Source organism: Helicobacter bilis, from assembly GCF_001999985.1.
Taxonomy (GTDB): Bacteria; Campylobacterota; Campylobacteria; order Campylobacterales; family Helicobacteraceae; genus Helicobacter_A; species Helicobacter_A rappini.
On sequence record NZ_CP019645.1, the window covers coordinates 1,324,015 to 1,346,105 of the forward strand.

Consider the following 22,091-nt stretch of genomic DNA (forward strand, 5'->3'; position numbering starts at 1 on the left):
TAGCAAGGGGTTGGGCTATGAAAACAAAAAAGAAGGATAAAAATACACAGCATATTGCGATCTTGCATGACTATCTAGCATTAATGCCACAAGACCCAAGTAAAAGAATGCAAACTTTTTTTAATCTACTTTATGTGCAAGATTCCCCACACTATATACTTTTAGAAAATCCTTTGCAAATACTAAAAAATGCTGAAGAATTAAAAGAGTGTGATATATATGAAGCCGCTAGTTTATTGCTTGCGTGTAATGAGAATAATCTCAATACTTTTATGATGATTCCAAGCTTTCTTACACTTTGCAAAGTTTGTTGTAAAAAGTTTGTGTCTATGCCTACAAAACATTATTTAAACTACATTAAATATTTACAAGCAAGCATTTTGTATCATATTGATTCTAAAGGTATAAAGCAAGTCATAAAGCATATAAAGCTATTGCGAGAACATGGTATTATAAGCTTCCATGAGCAAAAATGTATCGAGGTATTAACCCAGAGCGATATTACAGAATCACAAGAAAAGACAAGCACAAATAAAGCATTTGCAAACTCTTTTATACATTTATCCCCAGATAAAACGCCACTTTTTAATCAATTTAATGCCATAGCAAAAGTAAAAAAGATTCTAAAGAAACTCTCATGGACTAAGAATCTAGTCTTTCTTTGCGAAGAAGATTTCACTAAAAAAGTTGTAGTTTTAGGCGGACAAAAAACAGGAAAATCAACACTTCTAGCAACCATGCTTTATGATGGTAAAAAATCTACTGAATCTAACATGCCATTGGAAGCAAAAGTACCCATTGAATACCATTATGGTAAAGGTCTGGCTAGTGTAGTCTATATGCACTTAAATGATCTACAAACCCTGCAGGAATCGCCCATAATAGATACCGCAAAACATTATAAAAACTTGCAAGAAACCTTTCATGATTGCTTAAAAAATGGGAGTGAAAAAATAAAATATGAAAAAATCTATGATTCATATTTTAAGAATAATAAAATCGCTATTGTAGATCGCATTATTGTCCCACAGGATTATGTGTTGTTGCAGTTTATGAGATTTATTAATACCCCCTCACTCATACCCCAGACTTTTCGCCATTTGCAAGTGTATGACTATACCGCAAAAAGCGATATGATTCTGTATTTAGCTAATCTTAATGAGTTAAATGCGGTATTATCTTTTGATAAAATCATTGCTATATTACTGCGTTTAGTAAAAAAGCAGAATATCTCTCACATTCATTTTATTGTAACGCATATTGACAAGGCAAATATGACCTTGCGAAAAAAACAAAGCCTTTGCCAAAAAATACAAAATGCACTAGAAGAGCGGTTGAAACACGCACAAAAAGAAAGACAAAAAAGTCTTGCAAAGCTGCATTTTCACTTCATTACCGCAGGGGTAGCCCACTCAATGAGATGTGGGGCAAGTGCTTCTGAAAGTGGATTTGATATAGCAACTAGCGGGATTTTAGAGCTAGAATCTATGCTTTTCACACATATATTTAACACCCCATCAACACATTTTAATATCCAAATGCTAGAAAATATATTAAAGCTTTGCAAACTCCCTACAGAATCTAGGCAAATAGATTCTATAAACAAAGATGAGATAAAAACACAAATAAATCACATAAAATCCCTATGCAAAGAAGTTTTAAAAAGACTTCCAGCACAATACTATTCCTTTTATGACGCGTTTGCAAATTTGCGTGATAATCTGTATTCACAATTCATACAAGCCCTAAATTATGAAACAAAAAAGCGTGGAAATATCGACATACAGAAGTTAAAAACTTCTATGATACAAAGCCTTATTGTAGGACTAAGGGAGCTTGCTAGAATCTTGCAGGAATACTTTTTTGCTATTAAGGAATTACATGAGATAACAACTCTATTGCATCCAAACAATACAGACTCTATTGCAAAGTTTGCACAAACAAACGAGCATAAAAAGATTCTAGATCTTATTTTCATGCGATATACAAACAGCATTAAAGCAGACTTTTTTGATGATAGCAACGCCATTGTAGTAGAACACCTTTCCTATCGCCTTGATATTTTATTGCCCAATACGATTAAAAAGGCAGATATACAAGAAGATTCTGTCATAAAGCCTTTGAAAGAAAATTTTGATTACTATTTCTTATTGTTAGAACAAAATATCAATACACTTTTTCATAATAAAATAAATCTTTTTAATACCCAATTAGAGCGACTTGAACATATCTTAGAATCTTGCTTTATCCACTATTTTGAAGAATATAAAGAACAAGAGAAAGAAGACTTTGATACACTCATTTCAATGCTTGTATATGGAGGGAATAAATGAGCTTATTAAAGCAATTTATACAAGAATATGATGATTTATATGATAAGAATCTTAGCAAGGAGGGCACAGGCGATATATTGCAAGAAATAAAACAAGCAGAAAAAATCATTAATATGCCAAAATTGCACCCCACACAAGAGATAAAGCAGTGCTACAAACAGCTAAAAGAACAATATAAAAGCCCTTTGACAATGCAGCTTGTGGGCGATTGCCATCTTAGTATGATTGCCTTTTTAAATGTGCTTTTTAAAGATTCTCTTATACCTTTAAACAACTCTTTAGCACAGAAAAAATTTATCATTCGTTTTTCTCAAGTCTCATTTGCAAGGGCATATTACAAACAAAATAGTGTTAATGTGAATCTACACACGCTTGATTGTTCTTCTAGTAATTTAGAATCTATTGAGTATTTTGAAGTCTTTGTGAATGTAGATTTATTGCAAGAATGCGCGATTATAAAAGAGAGTGATTTTAGCAGTAAAAAAACGCTTAATGCAATAAAAGATTCTGATTGCATTCTATGGGTATTAAATAAGCCAGAAAAACTCAAAAAAGAAGAGTTATTAAAAATCATCAAGAAAAAGCCAAGTATAGCTATAATCGCCTATGATAAAAAAGAGAAAGAAGAGCATGAAATATTAGAGCAAGTATCCACACATAGAAAACAACTTATCTCTCAATACAATTTGCAATCTATCCATGACTTGCATTTATGGAATCTACTTGAGTTTTACAGGCTTGATGAGAAGTTTGCGTTATGTAAAATTCTTAATAATCTCGCCAAACAGCAACTATCAGGCAAGATAAAAACACCAGAAAATATCCTATCCGCACTCGACCAAACAAAGATTCTAATAGAAACTTTTTACGCCCAAAAAGACACGCTAAAGCAAGATTCAGCACAAAATACAATCATGCAAGATATTCTAGAGAACATACAAGCAGTCTTGCAAAGGGCAAAGCTAAAAAGGGGAAATGCTATCCTTAAAATAGCACTTGAAAAAAATAAAAATATAGATAAGCATTACAAAATCATTTTTCAGCATTATAAAAAGCTGGATTTAGCCTATCATAAGGCAAGTAAGCACTTTATCACTAGGCTAAATAAGCTTATTAATGATTATAATTATGAAATTTTTGTTAGCATTGCAAAGGGCTTAAAAAGGTATTTAGACAGCATTGTAGAAAGTGTGTTAGATAACTTAGAAACAATTAAGATAAAGACTAGACCAAATCAACCAAAATTCCTTGATATATTGACGAATCGCCGCATTGTATATGAGAGCTTTCAACTCAACAAAGATGAACTACTAAGAGAAATAAAAGATTCTAAAAGCCTTTTAGCAAGAAAACATAAAAATTTATTACAAAAGCTTATGCGACTTGATTCCTATATCAAGCAAAGTATGCGAGATATTATGCAAAACTTTGAGCGAGTATTACAAGAATGGGTAGAGGAATCTCATCATATTATCCTGCAAAAAAAGCCAAACTATATTAGCACGGATAGCTATATAAATCTTGAAGAATTCCAGCTAAAAATTTTCCAAGATTTTACGCAGCAATATAAAGCCATGATAGATGATTCTCTGTTAAAAATGCACACAGATATTACAACTATAAGTGTATGGGTAGAAGCCACAAAAACCATATTGCTTGAATGCTTAATATTGCGTATAGACCAGAAGTTTCACGCAGACAAAGCCTTAGTAAAACAAGATAATAAGATACATGCAACCCCACTTGATAAAGTATTTTTACAAGATTGCATTTTAGAGTTTTTACCTGAAAAAATTGAGCAAATTTTTTGTTCCCTGCCTATCTCACACACAATTTTTGATTCTATCCCAAAACAACTTTCACAAATCACAAAAGAAAATGAAAAAACTATCCGCAACAAAATAAGAGAAATCATGGACTTGCGTCAAACACTTAAAAACGGCACAAAGATTTTAGAAAACGCCATTGAGAATGGAAGCGAGATAAGCGTAAATAATGAATAATTAGGGACTATGTGGAAGATTTTTGGAGGGTTTTAGAATCCTGATAGATCTAATTTCCTGTTCTAAGTCTAAAATTATATTAAACTTGCAGCCCGAACACGCTAATCACCCCCCCCCCCTCCATTAAATACACATTCTTTTACAATAAATTTCTACTTGAAAATGTAACCTGCATTGTAACATCTATGGCAAAGAATCTAAAACAGCCACAACATAAACATTATTTCAAGTCAAACTTATAAATCAATTTACCCCACTCCCCCTAAAACACAACCCTACCACCAATATTAAATCCTAAGCCAAAGTTTTTATCAAATACACTGCTTTGTAAGCTCAAACTTCCATTTAAATACCATCTACCAAAGCTATATTCTCCACCACCTGTAAGGAATACATAAGACTTATAGCCTTGAGCTTTATATCTCATATTAAAGTTATTTACAGAATCACCTATATTGCCTATACTTGTAGTTGTAGTCCCACTAGAATCTACATTATTTTGTAAAATGATTGCATCTTGTTTTAATTGTGCGACTATAAAGATATAGCTTTGATTTGCAAAGTATTTACGACCATCTATGCCTATATTTACACTTATAGTTTGTCTTATATTATCATCTGTATTCATAGCAAATATAGGTTTCGTATTATCATCTCTTTTAAAATTAGTTGAGCCTAATACATAATACGATAATCCTGCAAAAGGTTTTACTATATAGCCCTTTTTCATTAAAAAGGCATAACCATAAGTTGCATTTAACTCTACATTAGAAAGAGTATAAGCATATCCATCACCAAAGAGATTAAGTAAATCAAAGTTAGGAATTTGTGATCCTTGTCTCTCGTTTGTAAAGCTAAAGGCAGTATTAAGCGTTACATCTATCTCATGGTTTTCAATGAAAGTCCTTGTATAGATTCCAGCAAACACATTATTTGAGTTATTTGAAGTAAAGCCATTATTATTTCCATTAAATGTGCCATAGCCATAACCACCATACGCACCAAATGCAGTTTGGAGTTTATCTACAAAATAATCATATCCTGCATTAAAGCCATAAAGTTGGGCTGTCCCTGTTTTTGAGAAGTTAAGATTCCCTAGCATATTAACCCAAGCATGATTTGGATATTCTTCTCTATTATTAAATCTCATGATTAAATCTGCTAAGGTATCAAACCATACTTCATTTGAATTGTTATCAGTTGTTATATCACTTTGTATATCTGTTACTCCATTGTTTGCATTTTGTGTGTTTTGCATAGCATATTGTGTATTATTTTGCACCCCATGCCCTATGTCCGTTTGTATATCTGTTGCCCCTTTAGGATTTGAGCTACTTGCTAGAGTAGCTACACTGCTTCTATAAACTGCATTACTATTTGTATTACCACTTACTATATTATTAATAGCTGCTATTCTTGTGTTTGTATTAGAATCTAGACTTGCTAGTTTTAGTTTCTCTGCTTCCCTCAACGCTGCTTCTAAATTCTTTTGATAGTTCTGCATAGCAATATAGCTACTAGCACTCCCATGAATGCTAGCTACTCTTGCTAGACGATTTAGCTTTGCACTCTCCATTGATAGTGTAAGTGTATGAAGTGTTGATGCTTTATTCTCTAGGTTTGAGACATGATCTATTGCTGTATCTAGAGTCCTTCCTACTTCTAGGAAATAATCTAGATTTCTTGAAGCAGCTAGAGTTTGGTCTAGGTTTATTAAAAACACAAGTGAAGATTTATCATCATAGAATAGATTTTTTAGAATCTCATAGCTATTTGCACTCTCTTTTTTAATAGCATTTATCCATGAGTTATTCCCACCTGCTTCCATATACAAGGCACAATCAAATGTGCTAGATTCTGCATTACATAAAGGCTTTTCTGTATTGCCTTCTATAAAGTTATTAATATCTACTTTATTGATTTTAAAGCCTATCTCTTTATCTGTTACCACTTTTTCTATATCGATATATTTACCATCTATGCTACCACCTTTATAAGTGAGTGAAAAGCTATTTTTCATCTTTTGCTGTGCGTAGTCATAGCCTCTGTCTGCTTCAGTAGCATTCTTATCATTACCAAAGCCGCAATAACCATCTTTCTTGCATTCTTCTTGTTTATCTTGCTGGCTTGGCTTTTGTATGAGATTGCCTTCATTATCAGTAGAGCCTATGCCATTTTCTACTACATTGCCATTAGAATCTGTTTGGGCTTTATCCATATCCCATGGATTATCTTTGCCATTTGTTGTGAAGTCGGTTTCTTGTTTTGTATTGCCATTGCTTCCTGTTTGGCAGTTATTGTTCTTGCAACCGCTGTTGCCGTCTTTATGTGTTGTGCTTATGGTTGTTTTATCTTTGTCTTTTTCAAAAGTAGTCGTATAATCCCCTTGTGTGTAGGTGTAGCTTATGGATTCTGCTGTGATTAATTTGTATTCTACACCTTTGTCGCCTTTGTTATTAAGCTGACTGCTTATACTTGCTAAAGTCTTAGAATCTGCTATATCTGCTTGTAATGCCCCTGTGCTTCCGGGTGATATATCAAGTGTTGCTTTGCCTTTGATATTCATACTTGCATTTTTTATTTCATTATTAGAATCATTTGGATTTGCTTGAATGCTAAAAAGGATTTTACCTTTGTTATTAAAGTTTCCTGTTACTTCTATATGTCCATTTGCTCCCATATCTATTGTATTGTAGTTATTGAGATTACCTGTGAGATAGAGTGTCGGTTTATTTCCATCTACAAAGCCATCATCTATGAGAATCTTTCCATAGTTATTTAATGCACCTTTTGTGAGTTCGGTTTGCTCTATTAAGATATTACCACCATTTGCAACTTGTCCTGTGCTATTTGTAATATTTTCATTTGTCATAATATCTGGTAAGACTAGATAATGTTTGCCATCACTTGTTGTGATATATGTGCCACTTGCGTTTTTGTAATCTGTTGTATTGCCATTACTTCCATTTGCTTCAGCTTTTTTAATGAGTTCGGCTATCTCACTTCCACTCATATTTTTTAAATCTTTAGAATCTACGCTTACATTTAGGTATTTGTCAAACTTTTGGTCTATGTTTTCGCCATTAGCATTTAGCTCAATTCTCATAACACCACTATGTTTGCTCGAGTCTTTTAAGTGTAAAAGCTCATTGACATTTAGGGCGTTAGCCGTGATTTTTGAAGCGCCGTTTGTGATAGCAGTTTGCCCTTTTTGTGAAACTATTGTATTAAAGATTCCATTTTTAATATTAACTTCAGCTTCTTTGATTTTCATTTCATTAACATTGACATGCTTAATCTCACCCATACGCACAAATGAAGTCGGTCTCGCATCGATGAAGTTAAAGTTTAGAATCTCACCGCCACCATTGAATCTAATATCTGCTCCATCTGCAAAGTCGCTTGTGCCTATCTCCATTGATAGATAGTTGATGAAACTTTTACCGATATTTTGATCTACTACAGAGTAAGAGTTACTTTTATAGACAATAAAATTATTCACATGAAAATCTTTTGCTTGTAGCGTGCCTGTGCGTATAGAGAAAGTATCGATAAATTTTGTGCCGCTAACCCCTGTTAAATCAAGCGTAGAATTGCTTCCAGCTGTTGGCAAACCTATAGCTTCTATGTTGCCACCATAGAAGTTTTTACCATCTATCTTAAGAAAGTTTAGCGGACGGATACCTAAACCACCTGTGCAGGCATTGCCACAACCAGCTGCATTTTTTACTATTACATCGCCGTTACTAGATTTAAGCTCGACATGCCCTTGACTCCCAGCTATACCATCTGTTGCAAACTGAATATTTCCTACAACAAGTTTATTATCCACATTGACATGTATCCAGCTACCGCCAGTATAGTTTTGGTGGTGTATGTTTTCTATATTGACTTCACTAGCCTGTTTTACTTCTAGTTCAGCGGCAAAACCTTTGCCAAGCGGTTGGTAAGGATTTGTGAGTGTTGTAATGTTTAACTTACCGCTAATAGTAGCAGTAAGCTTTTTTTGTGTTGAACCAAAGATTGTTGATGGACCTTTGAAATTTAACTCTTTGATCGTCGCATTAGTCGCATTTAAGGTGCTACTGCCATCATCTATTGTTACAGAATCTGAACTAAAATCTTGCCCTCCATTTCCTAGACTTTGGCGAAAACCTGCCCCATGTGCTAGATCTTGTGTTGGTGTGAATCTACCATTTACAATATCACCTGACATATTAAGTTCTTTTGAGCGAAAGCTAGAGTTTGTGATATTAAGTGAGTGTGTTGTAAGTTCTGTATAATTTGCTTTTATTAAATCAAGTGTGCCATTTGTGATATTGACCGACCCAAAGTTTAGCTTTGAGTTTTTTGCGGTGATATTTATCTGTCCACCACTCATACTTATATTTGTATTATCTATAGTTAGATTCTCTGTTTTTTCATTGCCGATATTAATGCCACCGCCATTGATATTTTCTATATTGAATTGTGAATTTTTTATATCGATTTCTTTGCCATTTAAAGCAGTAGTTGAATTTTGTGTGCCTGCACGATTTACACTGATATTTGCCCCATCTAATGTGAGATTATTGCTTGCATTAAAAGTAAGATTTGCCCCGCCACCTGTCCTTGCTGCATTACCAGAACCTAATGTACCTGTAATATAGACTTCTTTTGCGTTGAAAGTAGCATTAATAAACCCTACATCACCGCCACGACCAAACCAATGTCCGTTACTTGTTGGACTTTTTGAAGTGTTGCCAATGATTAATGTACCATTTTCATAACTTTGTGTAAAATCTCTACCCCATGCCAAACCAGTGTATGTTGTCCCCATATTGTTACTATAAAATGTATCGCTTGAGCTATCATTTTTGCTATTTAGATTATAAATATCGCCTTGAATATCCCCAGCATATACACAATGACTCACGCTAAGCAAAATCCCACTTAATATATATGCTTTCACTCTCATAGCTTGCCCCTTTTACTCGCTCTTTCTAAATTGAATATTTGCAATAGCAAATAAATATTGCGTGGAATTTTAACAAAAAAAAAAAACAAATTCAAGCAGATTTTGTAAAAGGTAGGTAAAAGTTACGAGTTTTATAGAATCTGTGTGGATTTTGTATATATTTTACACTTTTTTGATATGTTGTAGTGATTTGAGAGATTGCGTTGTGTGGTTTCTGGAATCTTGTCATGTTGAGTTGAAAAAAGATATTTCGACTTCGTCTCAATATGACAAAAATGGGTTTTATATTAGATTTTTCGCTACGCTCAAAATGACAAGTATGGAATCAAATCTAGTAGCACATACAAATTAGCTATAAAACTAGGCTGAATTGCATATACACTCTATTGCAATTTTATAGAATTTTAAAGTTATTAATGCAATCAAATAACATAGAAAGTGTAATCAAAAATCTAAAAGATTTAGAATCTAGCTTAAAGTAGCTCTAAATCTTAATGGTTTTAAGGGTAGCTGGTAGAGAAATAACGCTAAAAATGTATTACAACTTTGCTTCCTCTCTTCTTTGTAGTAGCTCCCATCTAACATCAACATCTTTTTGAAATTGCTCGATGATATGCTCATTTTCTGGTTTAAATAAATGTTTGAATCTGCCTTGTGCGGCTAGATAGTCCCTAACCGGAATGACTTTTTTAGGGCGATAAGTGATACGCAATTCATGCCCATCAATGATTTCATACAATGGGAATACAAGGCTATCTACGGCTAAATCACTCATTTCAACGGTGTGATTTGAGTTAAATTTCCATTCAGTCGTGCAAGCACTCATAGCATTGATAAAAGTAGGTCCTTCTGTGTCAATCGCCTTTTTTATCTTAGCATTCATATCTTTCCATTTATTTGGTGCGACTTGTGCGACATAGGGGCTTCCATGTGCTGCCATAATGCTTAGCAAGTCTTTTTTCTTTTGTTTTTTACCATAGCTTACTTTTCCTGCTGGTGTTGTGGAAGTGCTAGCCCCAAGTGGTGTAGAGCCACTTCTCTGTCCGCCAGTGTTAGCATACACTTCATTATCAAGGCAAATATATGTAAAATCATGCCCTCTTTCAAAACAGCCACTAATCCATTGGAATCCAATATCATAGGTCGCACCATCGCCACCAAATGCTACAAATTTAGGCTTTTGTCCTTTGTATTTGCCTTTTCTCTCAAGGGCTTTATACATAGCTTCAGCACCACAAATCGCAGTCGAGCCGTTTTCAAAACCGATATGAATCCATGGCACATTCCATGAAGTATGCGGATATACCGCTGTTGAAACCTCTAGGCAGCCAGTGGAGTTTCCAATAGCTATTGGTCCATCAACTGCATTTAAAACCTCCCGCACAATCATACCATGCGCACAACCCGGACACAATAAATGCGCACCTTCAAATCTTTCAGCACTTTTGCTAAATTGTTTTAGATTTTTTATCTCTTTTGTCATTATCTTTCCTTTTTAATGTAACTTTTCAAAGTTAAGAATCTTAATTAAAACCCATTTCTTTACCACGCAAACAAATCCACTGCTGTGCGTTATGCGTAAGCTTTCCAGCCTTAGCATTCTCCGCAAGTTCGCTATAAATCTTTCTAATATCTTTTTGTGTTAAGTCTCTCTCACCTAAGCCATACACATAGTTAGAAAGTATAGGACGATTATTTGTAGCGGCTTGATAGATAGCTGCACTCACTTCATTAAACATGGCACCCATAGCCCCAGCTGGTGAAGACTTATCCATGATAGCAACTGCTTTTGCGTTTTTCAATGCCTCGCCTACTTGCTTATAAGGGAATGGGCGTAATACATGGATAGTTACAACTCCAGCTTTTATGCCTTGCTCTCTCATAGCCTTTGCTGCAACTCTTGCAGATTCTGCGGTTGTGCCGATAGCAAAGATTGCTACTTCCGCATCGTCCATATCATAGCTCATTACAGGCTTGTATGCTCTGCCTGTCTTTTCTTTAAACTCATTAAATACGCGTTCAATAACAGGCATAGAATCCATGATTGCTGCATGTAATTGTGCCTTATGCTCATAATGCCAATCTTCTTCTGCTTGCACACCATAAGTAACAGGTTTGCTAAAATCAAGCAATGCGTTTTTTACCTTATAATCACCGATAAATTTATATGCCTCTTCATCGCTTAAAGGACGCACATTTTGTGCGGTATGTGAGCTTAGGAAGCCATCTTGATTCACTATTGTAGGCACTCTTACATCATAGTCTTCTGCGATTTTAAACGCCATAAGGTTAAAGTCATAAGCTTCTTGTGGATTACAAGTGCAAAGCTGAATCCACCCTGCATCACGGCATAGATACATATCTGAATGATCGCCATGGATATTTAGCGGTGCTGCTAATGCACGATTAACTAGATTCAATACAATAGGTAGTCTCATACCACTTGCTTGATATAATACCTCAACCATTAATGCCAAGCCTTGTGAGCTTGTAGCAGTAGCCACTCTACCACCTGCTGCTGCTGCACCAACGCAACCACTCATTGCCGCATGTTCAGATTCTACAAGCACAAACTCGCCATCAATATAGCCATTGCCAACAAATGTGCCATAATCTTGCACAATCGGCGTTGATGGTGTGATAGGATATGCTGCCATTACATCAATTTGTGCTTGTCGCAGGGCATGACTAGCGGCGACATTGCCATCCCATACCTCAACTTCTTGTAAATCATATACTTTTGCCATTGCTTAACTCCTTATGCCTTTTTCTCTTTCTTCTCTTTTGCTGGCCATTGACTAATCGCATCTTCTTTTGTAACAAAATCTTGAAACATAATTAAAGATTTAGGATTTGTAGGACACACATCAGCACACACACCACAACCTTTACAATGCTTGTAATCTACACCAGTCATCTTTTCATCTCTTACTAAAATAGAGCTATCAGGGCAATACACCCAGCAAAAATAGCAGTTAATGCAATGCTCTACATTATGCACGGGCTTTTCTGTCCGCCAATGTGCTACGCTTAGTGTGTAAGAGCTATTATCTGTATATTTTCTCTCCTCTTGGTGCATGTCAAGGCTTTTTTCACCTTCTGTTTCAAGTGGAAATACAACTGCACCGGGTAATAAGTCATTCCAACCTTTATTCGCATTTTGCATAATCTATCCTTTCATACTTTATTAATGCACTTCATCATACGCGCGCTGTATTGCCACCATATTTGCATCAATAATTTTTTGTGGCAATTTTTTTCCCAACACTTTTTTAAACGCTTCTTTAAACTCTTCAATAGGTAAAAGACCAGATTCTTTAATGAAAGCACCAAGCATAGGCGCATTTGGGATAGGCTTACCCAATGCCTCTAAAGAAATCTTAATGCAATCCACTATGTAAAACTCTCGATCCTTTAACTCCGGCTTTTTCTCTTGCAACTCTTCTTTACTTAAATGCGTTGTGATAATATATTTTGTTGTAGGCTTTTCATTCTCAAAAATATCTGCGATAAAAGTAAGACCGGGATCAATCACTAATACATAATCTGGCTCCATGTATTTCTCATGATTAAGAATGGGGGTATCATCAAACCTATCAAATGCCGCCATTGTAGCACCGCGTTTTGCAGAACCATAAGTCGCAAATGCTTGCACTTCTTTGCCTGTGCCAGCGATTACATCTGCTAGCCCTTTGGCACCTGTTACAGCACCCTGACCAGCTCTACTATGCCATCTGATTTCTAACATTATCTTCTCCTTGTTTTGGGTTATCGTTTCAAATGGAAACACAAACATTCTCTTTAAACATTATCCTGTATTGCGAATGAAGCATAATAAATACTCTAAAAGACTATGTTGTTAGCTTATGCTGCTGTGTGTAAAGAGCTTGTTATATCTTAATTGTAACAAATATTTTGTAAATTCTTGGGATTTTCATTTTGCTTACACGATATCTATGGATTTTCATGTGTTAAAAAGAAACATATTTTAAGAAATCTTTTTACTCTCAATAACATGTTTATTACTTTTTGTTACATATGATGGTTAGAAATGTGATTCCATATTTGCATTAAGTAATGTTGTATTTCTGTGGTTATAATTTACTCTTTTATATAGAATCTACTTTTATACTTTAGGATAGTAATATGAAAATGATATCTTGGAATGTAAATGGTTTGCGTGCATGTATGACGAAAGGATTTATGGACTTTTTTAACACAATAGATGCTGATGTATTTTGTATTCAAGAATCTAAAATGCACAGAAGTCAAAGTGATTTTGCATTTGATGGATATTATCAATTTTGGAATGAAGCAGAAAAAAAGGGATACTCTGGCACAATCATTCTTAGCAAAACAGAGCCTTTAAGCGTGTGTAATGATATGGGGATAGCACACCATGATAAAGAGGGGCGAATTATCGTTGCAGAATATGCAACCTTTTTTCTTGTAAATGTTTATACACCAAATTCTAAACGAGAGCTAGAAAGGCTTACATACAGACAAGAATGGGAAGATGATTTTCGCTCTTTTTTAAAGGGATTAGAGCAGTATAAGCCTGTGATTGTATGTGGTGATTTAAATGTAGCACATAAAGAGATAGATTTAAAAAATCCAAAGACAAATCGCAGAAATGCAGGATTCACTGATGAAGAGCGAGAAAAAATGAGTGTGCTTTTAGATAGTGGCTTTATTGATTCTTATCGCTACTTTTACCCCGATAAAGAGCATGCTTATACATGGTGGAGCTACATGGGAAAAGCAAGGCAAAATAACACGGGCTGGAGAATTGATTACTTTTTACTCTCAAGATGCCTTGCTAAGAATCTTAAAGAAGCACATATTTACCCCGAGATAATGGGGAGTGATCACTGCCCTGTTGGCATTGTGATTGATGAGAATGCGGTTGTGTAATGTGTAAATAGTACCGCTTATAGATAGCCGCATCTCGATTATCCGATAGTTGTTAAAGCTAAAATAAATTAATAACTTGGAATCTTTTGCTATCTGGAAGTGTAAGCAAAATGATTAAAATATAAACAAAGTCATATTCTTAGTAAACCTCAAACTATGATTTTACTTATTTTTATTGTGGATATACTAGACAATGTTAAGGTTACAAAGAGTATATGTTCTAGCGTTAATATTGCATTAAGCCTAACATGTTATAATGCCAAGTCGCTTTTATGTTCTATGATTATTCAATTTAATTACTTGCAAGGAGGTTATATGCAAGAACTTATACTTGATAAAGATGTATTAATTACTTCAAAAACGGATTTAAAAGGTAATGTGCTGTATTGCAACAAGCCATTTTTAGATTATGCAGAGTATGATGAAGAAGAAGTTTTATTTAAATCGTATAACATTGTGCGTCATGAAGACATGCCAAAGTGTGTTTTTAGGATTCTATGGGAGCATATTAAGCAGGGCAAAGAAGTCTTTGCTTTTGTGAAAAATAAGACTAAACACAATAATTTCTATTGGGTATTTGCAAACATTACGCCAAACTATAATCAACATAATCAAGTCATAGGTTACTATTCTGTGCGTAGAAAACCAAATGAAGCAGCCATAGCGGTTATTAGCAAGATTTATGAAGAGACTTTGCGGATTGAAAAAGCACAAGGGATAGATAAGGCGTATAACTTTATCCTTGAATATGCAAAAAATGCAAATCTAACCTACAATAATCTCGTGTTAAATCTTCAAAGGAATGGACATGTCGCTTAGAATCTTTTTGGTAATAGGCATATTGCTTTCTTTCATTGCGGGTTTATTAAGCTTTTTAAATGGTGGCATTATTGCTGGAAGCATAGCGCTTCTTGCATGTGTGGCACAAGGTGTGAGCTTATTTTTTGAGACTAGACATGCACAATTTTTAGATCGCATTATTGAAGTAACCGAGCATGCAAAAGATGGTGATTTTGAAAGTCGCGTTATCCATTTGCATGGAGATTCTAAGCTTGTTACACTTGGTGGGAATCTAAATGTCTTACTGGATAATCTTGAAGCCTTTCTGCGTGAGGTAAATACTTCTGTGAGTGCATCACAAAACCATGAATTTTATAGAAGAGCCTTAGGTGAGGGCTTGAAAGGCGCATTTGTAAAAAACATAGATAGTATTAATTTTTGTTTAAATAGTATTGAGACAAATGCAAAAGAGAGTATCCAAAACTCACTTGCAAGATCACTTATGAATATGAGCCTAGATAATCAGAATCACGACTTAAATAGCATTAGCACAGATTTAACACATGAAATGAGTAAAATGCACGGCGTAAGTGATAATATCCAATCGCTTACTCAAATCGCAGATGAAAATAAAGCAAATATCACAGAAATAGCTGATAGTATAGCAAATCTCCTAACACTTATCGCCCAAAGCAATGATGTGATTAATAACTTCGCACAGCGTTCAAATGATATTGGCAATGTTATACAACTTATTATCAATATCGCAGCACAAACAAATCTCTTAGCATTAAACGCAAGTATTGAAGCCGCAAGGGCAGGAGAGCATGGCAGAGGCTTTGCAGTCGTTGCTGATGAGGTAAGAAAGCGTGCTGAAAATACACATAAAGCAACTGATGAGATTTCACTTGTTATCCAAACTATGCAACAAGAGATCACAACCATTCAAGCAGGAAGTGAAGAAGTCTATCGTATCATCAATGACACGCAAAGTAAAATCGCTTCTTTTACCGATGTGTTTGAGAATCTTGGCAATGAAAGTGTAGCCCTGCATAGTGCATTTAGTATCTTGCAAAAAAGTCTTATCATCAATGTAGCAAAAATTGAGCATATTCTGTATAAATCCAATGCGTATTTGAGCTTTAAGCTTTTTAAACCAGCACAAGATTTTAGCAAACATGCTATATCACATCTTTTTGAAGACCCGATATGTCAAAAAGTCCTTTTTAGCCTTGTAAGTAGCCAAGAAGTCGATAGAAGTCGAGATATTATCACTCAAAATGTAACTGACGCATTACAAAAGATAGATAAAGAGCTAGATAGCACAGATATTGATTATATCGTTACGCATTTGAATGCTATGGAAGAAGCAAGCCAGCAGTTTATACAAAAGCTAGATAATGCTATTAAGCAATCTTGAAAGTTTAGGTTCTATACATTAAATATCAAATCTTTTAAGTCTAGTTTATAAACCTTTATATGTTTTTCTTGGGAATCTTGCAAATTTAGATTATAAATATATACTTACGAGAACATAAACTCCACTTCCACATATTTATAGTTTCTAAGAATAAAAGACTTGCTTCAAATATTAGGTTAGATTCTAAGTAGATATTCAAAACTTATTTTTAAGAATCTCTTGTAAAAAATATATGTTTCAATTCCGATGCGAACATCTCAAAACATATATGCAAAATAAGTGGCGATTTATTTACCTTAAATATTTTTAGCCTTGCGCTTATGTTTACCTAAGTGTAGGGGTTTGGAAAATCAAAAATAACCACTCACACTTAAATACAATGGAAACAATTCAAAACACACAAGCTTTTATTTTCTTCTCCGTGATATTTTACACAATGCTAGAATCTAGCCTATATAATCACACCGCCACCAAGCACAATATCATCTTTATAAATCACTAAAGCCTGTCCTTTTGCTACGCCATATACAGGCTCTTTTAGTGTCGCTATGATTTTATCATCTTGTATAGTAATAGTCGCATTGCTTGGTGTGCTACGATAACGCACTTTTGCTTTATATTCACCATTTATAAACTCATTTGGCAGGGATTTATTGAGTGCGGTTACACAAAAAGTCTCTAGCTCTTCTTTTTTGCCAACAACGATTTCATTATCTTTTGGATTAATCTTTAGCACAAAATGCGGCTCATGCGCGCCCTTAACACTAAAACCTTTTCGTTTGCCAATAGTGTATTGCATGTAACCCTTATGTTCGCCAACGATGTTTCCCTGCGTATCACGCACAACACCTTTGTTTTCCACGCTGACATGCTTCTTTAAAATATCAATATAATCTGTCTCAACAAAGCAAATCTCTTGCGACTCTTTATAAGATTCCAAATCTCCAAGTATTGGCAAAGCCGCAAACGCCTTAGGTTTTACCTCTTCTTTTAGCATATCGCCAAGCGGGAAAATAAGGCGATTAATCGCATCTTGACTAATGGCATATAAAAAGTAGCTTTGATCCTTGCTCTTATCCCTTGCCTCTTGTATCCGCTTTATGCCATCTATGCTTGTAATGCGTGCATAATGCCCCGTTGCGATATACTCACAGCCATAGCCAAGTGCCGCATTTAAAGCTAGTCCAAACTTCATTAGTGGATTACATAACGCACAAGGATTAGGCGTCTCACCGCGTTTATAAGATTCTATAAACTCATTATAAACGGCTTTTTTAAACTCTTCTTTTGCTTCTATAATCTTAAATTCTAAGCCTAAAAACGCACATACTTTCTCGCAGTTTCTAATAAAAACTGCATGTTTTTCTTCTTTATCATGAAGTTTGAGATAGATTCCCAAAACTTCATAGCCTTGCTGTTGCAATAAATAGGCAGAATATGAGCTATCAACCCCGCCACTCATCAATAATGCAACTTTTTTATTATTTTGTTCCATAAAATATAACCTTAATATAATTTAGTGTAAGAAATGTATTCTATCGTATAAAATTGAATAGCATGTAATGCAATGGGCTTAGATTCTGACAATATTAGAATTTACACCCATTTAAACCCATTACTCATGCGTTCTAATGTATTTATATAGCACATGGATTTCAGAATCTGTTAAGTAGTATTTTGGCATAACCGCATGTGTTTTACGCAAGGCTTCTGTAAATCTTTGCAAGTCAAGTCCTGTAATATCTGGTGCTTCAATCTCTATTTCTTTACCCCTATGCGTGTAGCTTACAAGCTGTTTGCCCTTGCCATATTCGCCATGACATTTTTTACAGCTAATGCCTCGTGGTTCTTGATACAGATATTTGCCATACTCTTCTTCTGTCATAAATTGCTCATTTATTATAGAATCTTTTGTATCAGCTTCTTGATCGAAAGCATATATATATTGAAAACACACAATACATAGCATAAAAGCACAACAATATCTTATCATTTCTCACTCCATAGCTTAAAAAAGGTGTTATTGTAACAAATTATTGTTATGCAATATCACTTCTGCCATTTTTTAATATTGACTTAAAAAAGTTTGTAAAAAAGATTCTATATTTTTTTGCAGCGTTTTTAAATCGCTTGTGTTTTCAATGACAAAATCGCTTTTACTTCGCTTTATCTCAATATCAATTTGTGAATCCACTCTTTTTATCGCGTCTTCAAGGCTTAGATTGTTTCTGGCTTGTATGCGTTGTATTTGCATATCCCTTGTGGCATATACACAGATAACAAATCGCTTTTTATACTCATATTTGCTTTCAAAATAAAGGGGAATATCTATGAAGTATGGGCTTTTCTTTTTCTCTAAAATCTCGCACTCTTGTGCGATATACTGCTGAATGAGTGGGTGGAGTATAGATTCTAACTTTGCTTTTTTCTCAGCATTGTTAAATACTATATTGCCTAATTTTTCACGACTAATTGTTATTGCTTTAGGATTAGATTCTAAATTGTGTTTTTTGTCATGTTGGTCGTTTAGAAGAGGTGGAATATCTTTATCTAAAATTGTTGCGGATTTTAGAACATTGTCATCTTGAAGTTCAAGCAAAAAATTTGCTTTAGATTCTATACTAGATACTTTGCCTAAAGGCTTAGCACGATAAGTTATCTCAGAATCAAGATTCTTTTGAGTTTCTAAACAAGCCTTGCCTTTACTCTCCAAATCTGTGCTAGATATTTCCCCTTCGCTTTGCTTCTTAAGGTTGATATGACAATCTTTAGATTCCTTGCTCTCTGCTACTTGAGCGACAGCAGATTGTATTGAATCTATGAAATCTAGCCTTCTTTCATTTTCCAAATACGCTTCATTTTGAGATGAGGTCAAAATAGTAGCTTTAGAATCTATGCTAGATATTTGCTTACGCATAGCATAGCAATCACTAGATTCTAAAATCTCATCACCAAATGCCGCCACAACGCTACTTTTAGCTGCCTCCAATGCTTTTCGTGCGATTATATCCGCATCAATAATCTTAAATCCATGCAATGCTAAAAGCCTTGCGGTTGTGCTTTTCCCACAACCTATACCGCCCGTAAGTATATTTGCGTAATACATTGTTGCCCTTTTTAGATTCTATACTCTTATTATTTTGCACCAAAAGTTCTGCATCCATCCTTAGAAGTGTAGCAACTGCTACGCACTTTGCATGAGATGATAAGTTCTCTTTGAGTGTTACAACCATATATTTTGCTATACTTAAAATAACACCTACTGAAATCTAAACCTAACTATACACACAAACCACCACAAATCATTAAAGCTTATGAATTACGACTCGCCCATCATGCGTGTTACAAGTCGTTTCATTTTTTCATCGACTTTTTTGTTAGCATTGTGTATTTGTGTAGTCATTCTCTCCCATGCCTCTTGCGATGAGAGTCCGCCATCTTTTGCTGGGACTTTTTGATATTCACCATCGCTTTTCAATTCATATCTTTGCATAGTGTCATTTAACTGCAAGGTCAGAATCTGCATGAGTTTTTCTGCTACGCGTTTATTTATCGCTGGTGTGAGTAGCTCTACTCTACGCTCCAAGTTTCTTGGCATAATGTCTGCACTTGCAAAGTAAATGTTTGTTTTTGCGTGCTTGAAATAATAGATTCTAGCATGTTCTAAATATTTGCCAACGATAGAATATACATTGATATTTTCGCTCAATCCCGCAACTCCGGGTTTCAAACAACATATACCGCGTATAATAAGATCCACTTTTACCCCCGCTTGTGATGCTTTGTATAACGCATTTATAATGTCAATATCCACACATGCGTTTGCTTTCATAATGATTTTACCTTGTTCTTTATGTGCGATTTCATCATTGATTAATTGCAAAAGGTGCTTTTTTATCTGCGTTGGCGCACTATATAGCGTATCAAGTGTAGCGCGTTTAGAGCTACCTGCAGAGAGTGAGTGAAAGAATTTTACCGCATCTTTTGCAAAGGCTGGATTTGCACTAAGCAAACTCACATCTGTATAGATTTTTGCAGTTTGTGCGTTGTAGTTACCAGAGCTTAGATGCACATATTCATGCAATTTATCCCCCTTTTTGCGAATGACAAGGGCTATTTTTGCATGCACTTTTAGATTTGGCACACCATAGATCACATGCGCCCCAGCAGATTCTAAAGCCTTTGCCCAGTGAAGATTATTTTCTTCATCAAAGCGCGCTTTTAGCTCAACAAGCACGGTTACTTGCTTCACCTCAGCGGCTTCTGTCAAAGCTTTAACGATAGGGGATTTTGCCCCTACACGATAAAGTGTCATGCGGATAGATAGCACATCAGGGTCTTTTGCTGCTTGTTGTATAAACTGCACGACAGGATCAAAACTCTCAAATGGGTGAAATAGCAATATATCTTCTTTTTCAATGCAATCAAAAATATTTACAGAATCATCAAGTGGTGGCAGAGTCTTTGCTACATATTGTGGCAAGGTAAGATATGCGTATTCTTTTAATCCTACAAGCTCCCAAAAGGCATTCATGCCAATAGGCGTCTTATATGTATAGACATCTTCTTTTGGCACTTTTAGCTGCGTATTGATAAAATCTAACAATTTTGTATATTCACTCTCTTTGTTTGCACTACCGACTTCAAGCCGCACAATCTCGCCTTTTTTCCTTGCCCGTAAACCCTCGCTCATAAGCGCGATAAAGTCATCTGCCTCATCTTCTTCTATCTCCATATCCGCATTTCTTGTAACTCTAAATGGCAAATATGCAAGTGTCTCATAGCCCTCAAATAGCTCACTTGCAAACTCCCCAACAATACTTTCAGTAAATACAAAAGAGTCGTGATTCACACGCACAAAACGCTTCAAAACGCGTGATATACGCACCATGCCATACTTTATCTCATTTGTTTCCTTATTTTTTAGCGTTAGGGCTATGGCAAAGCTTAGATTATTAAGATGGGGGAATGGATGCACAGAATCTACAACGATAGGCACGATAATAGGATACAAATAGGTCTTAAAATATTTGTGCATCTCCTGCTTTGTTCTAGAATCAAGCTCATCAAAATTGCGTAAAATAAGCTTTTCTGTCGCAAGTGATTTCTTAATATCACTATACAGATTTGCAATAATATCTTTTTCTTTGTTGATGTATGTGCGTATGGCATTTAGCTGCTCTAAAGGCGTGAGTTTATCAGCCCCGCTCTCAATAACACCATTGGCAAAAAGTCTCTGCAAGCCAGCTACTCTTATCATATAAAATTCATCAAGATTTGTGCTATAAATCGCTAGAAACTTTAGTCGCTCAAGTAGGGGCAACTTTGTATTCTTTGCCTCATTTAAAACGCGCGTGTTAAATCTTAGCCAACTCAACTCGCGGTTAAAATACATGTCTTTTTTTGCGATTTCTGCGTTTGTCTGTTTATCCTTTTGCATACCACTCTCCTTGTGTCTTTCTTATATTTTACATTATTTTTTGAATTTCACAGAGATTTTATGCAATTATGACTATTTTATAAGCATATAGTTATAAATTTTGATATGTATTTTAAGAAAATGTGGTAGGGATAAAGATTCTAAATGGCTAGAATCTTGATGTTTATTGTAAATTTGTAGAGATAAGACAGGATTAGAATCTACAAAAAGATTTTACAATTTCTAATTTGCATGCTAAATCTGC

Annotated in this window: 14 protein-coding genes; 5 read left to right on the plus strand and 9 right to left on the minus strand. The window is 34.9% G+C overall.

Going from position 1 to position 22,091, the window contains the following annotated elements; genetic code table 11:
- Nucleotides 1-17: 17 nt before the first annotated feature.
- Nucleotides 18-2,333: a hypothetical protein gene (locus tag XJ32_RS06240; protein WP_077388708.1), complete on the plus strand. Its 2,316-nt coding sequence runs from the start codon at nucleotides 18-20 to the stop codon at nucleotides 2,331-2,333.
- Nucleotides 2,330-4,336: a hypothetical protein gene (locus XJ32_RS06245; protein WP_077388709.1), complete on the plus strand. Its 2,007-nt coding sequence runs from the start codon at nucleotides 2,330-2,332 to the stop codon at nucleotides 4,334-4,336. Before XJ32_RS06240 ends, XJ32_RS06245 begins: the two co-directional genes overlap by 4 nt.
- A 262-nt stretch (nucleotides 4,337-4,598) precedes the next feature.
- Here the strand turns inward: XJ32_RS06245 and XJ32_RS06250 are convergent, their stop codons facing one another.
- From XJ32_RS06250 to XJ32_RS06270, 5 genes are all read right to left on the minus strand, one after another.
- A complete protein-coding gene (locus tag XJ32_RS06250) occupies nucleotides 4,599-9,293 on the minus strand; it encodes a vacuolating cytotoxin domain-containing protein (RefSeq protein ID WP_077388710.1) in 4,695 nt (1,564 codons plus the stop codon).
- A 538-nt stretch (nucleotides 9,294-9,831) separates the two neighbouring features.
- Nucleotides 9,832-10,776 carry a thiamine pyrophosphate-dependent enzyme gene (locus XJ32_RS06255; protein WP_077388711.1) on the minus strand — a complete coding sequence of 315 codons (945 nt, stop codon included), beginning with the start codon at nucleotides 10,774-10,776 and terminating at the stop codon, nucleotides 9,832-9,834.
- Between the two features lie 40 nt (nucleotides 10,777-10,816).
- A complete protein-coding gene (locus XJ32_RS06260) occupies nucleotides 10,817-12,040 on the minus strand; it encodes a 2-oxoacid:ferredoxin oxidoreductase subunit alpha (RefSeq protein ID WP_005218895.1) in 1,224 nt (407 codons plus the stop codon).
- A gap of 11 nt (nucleotides 12,041-12,051) precedes the next feature.
- A complete protein-coding gene (locus XJ32_RS06265) occupies nucleotides 12,052-12,459 on the minus strand; it encodes a 4Fe-4S dicluster-binding protein (RefSeq protein ID WP_005218893.1) in 408 nt (135 codons plus the stop codon).
- Nucleotides 12,460-12,480: 21 nt separating this feature from the next.
- Nucleotides 12,481-13,041, minus strand: coding sequence for a pyruvate flavodoxin oxidoreductase subunit gamma (locus tag XJ32_RS06270; protein WP_005218890.1), 561 nt, complete (start codon nucleotides 13,039-13,041; stop codon nucleotides 12,481-12,483).
- A gap of 398 nt (nucleotides 13,042-13,439) precedes the next feature.
- Here XJ32_RS06270 and XJ32_RS06275 point away from each other — a divergent pair, with 398 nt between their 5' ends.
- The 3 genes from XJ32_RS06275 to XJ32_RS06285 all read left to right on the plus strand — a co-directional run bounded on the left by XJ32_RS06275 (nucleotide 13,440) and on the right by XJ32_RS06285 (nucleotide 16,407).
- A complete protein-coding gene (locus XJ32_RS06275; RefSeq protein ID WP_077388712.1) occupies nucleotides 13,440-14,207 on the plus strand; it encodes an exodeoxyribonuclease III in 768 nt (255 codons plus the stop codon).
- A gap of 315 nt (nucleotides 14,208-14,522) precedes the next feature.
- Nucleotides 14,523-15,026, plus strand: a complete 504-nt coding sequence (locus XJ32_RS06280; protein WP_077388713.1) for a PAS domain-containing protein — start codon at nucleotides 14,523-14,525, stop codon at nucleotides 15,024-15,026.
- On the plus strand, nucleotides 15,016-16,407 hold the full coding sequence (locus XJ32_RS06285) for a methyl-accepting chemotaxis protein (RefSeq protein ID WP_077388714.1): 1,392 nt from the start codon (nucleotides 15,016-15,018) through the stop codon (nucleotides 16,405-16,407). The genes XJ32_RS06280 and XJ32_RS06285 overlap by 11 nt, the downstream gene beginning before the upstream one ends.
- A 451-nt stretch (nucleotides 16,408-16,858) precedes the next feature.
- On the opposite strand, the gene mnmA is transcribed toward XJ32_RS06285, so the two are convergent.
- From mnmA to XJ32_RS06305, 4 genes are all read right to left on the minus strand, one after another.
- Nucleotides 16,859-17,902, minus strand: coding sequence for a tRNA 2-thiouridine(34) synthase MnmA (mnmA, locus tag XJ32_RS06290; RefSeq protein ID WP_077388715.1), 1,044 nt, complete (start codon nucleotides 17,900-17,902; stop codon nucleotides 16,859-16,861).
- A gap of 120 nt (nucleotides 17,903-18,022) precedes the next feature.
- Nucleotides 18,023-18,400: a c-type cytochrome gene (locus XJ32_RS06295; RefSeq protein ID WP_005219940.1), complete on the minus strand. Its 378-nt coding sequence runs from the start codon at nucleotides 18,398-18,400 to the stop codon at nucleotides 18,023-18,025.
- Nucleotides 18,401-18,472: 72 nt separating this feature from the next.
- Nucleotides 18,473-19,513 (minus strand): dephospho-CoA kinase, encoded by a 1,041-nt coding sequence (coaE, locus tag XJ32_RS06300; protein ID WP_077388716.1) that lies wholly within the window; start codon nucleotides 19,511-19,513, stop codon nucleotides 18,473-18,475.
- A gap of 213 nt (nucleotides 19,514-19,726) precedes the next feature.
- Nucleotides 19,727-21,847, minus strand: coding sequence for an RNA degradosome polyphosphate kinase (locus tag XJ32_RS06305; protein ID WP_077388717.1), 2,121 nt, complete (start codon nucleotides 21,845-21,847; stop codon nucleotides 19,727-19,729).
- Between the last annotated feature and the right edge of the window lie 244 nt (nucleotides 21,848-22,091).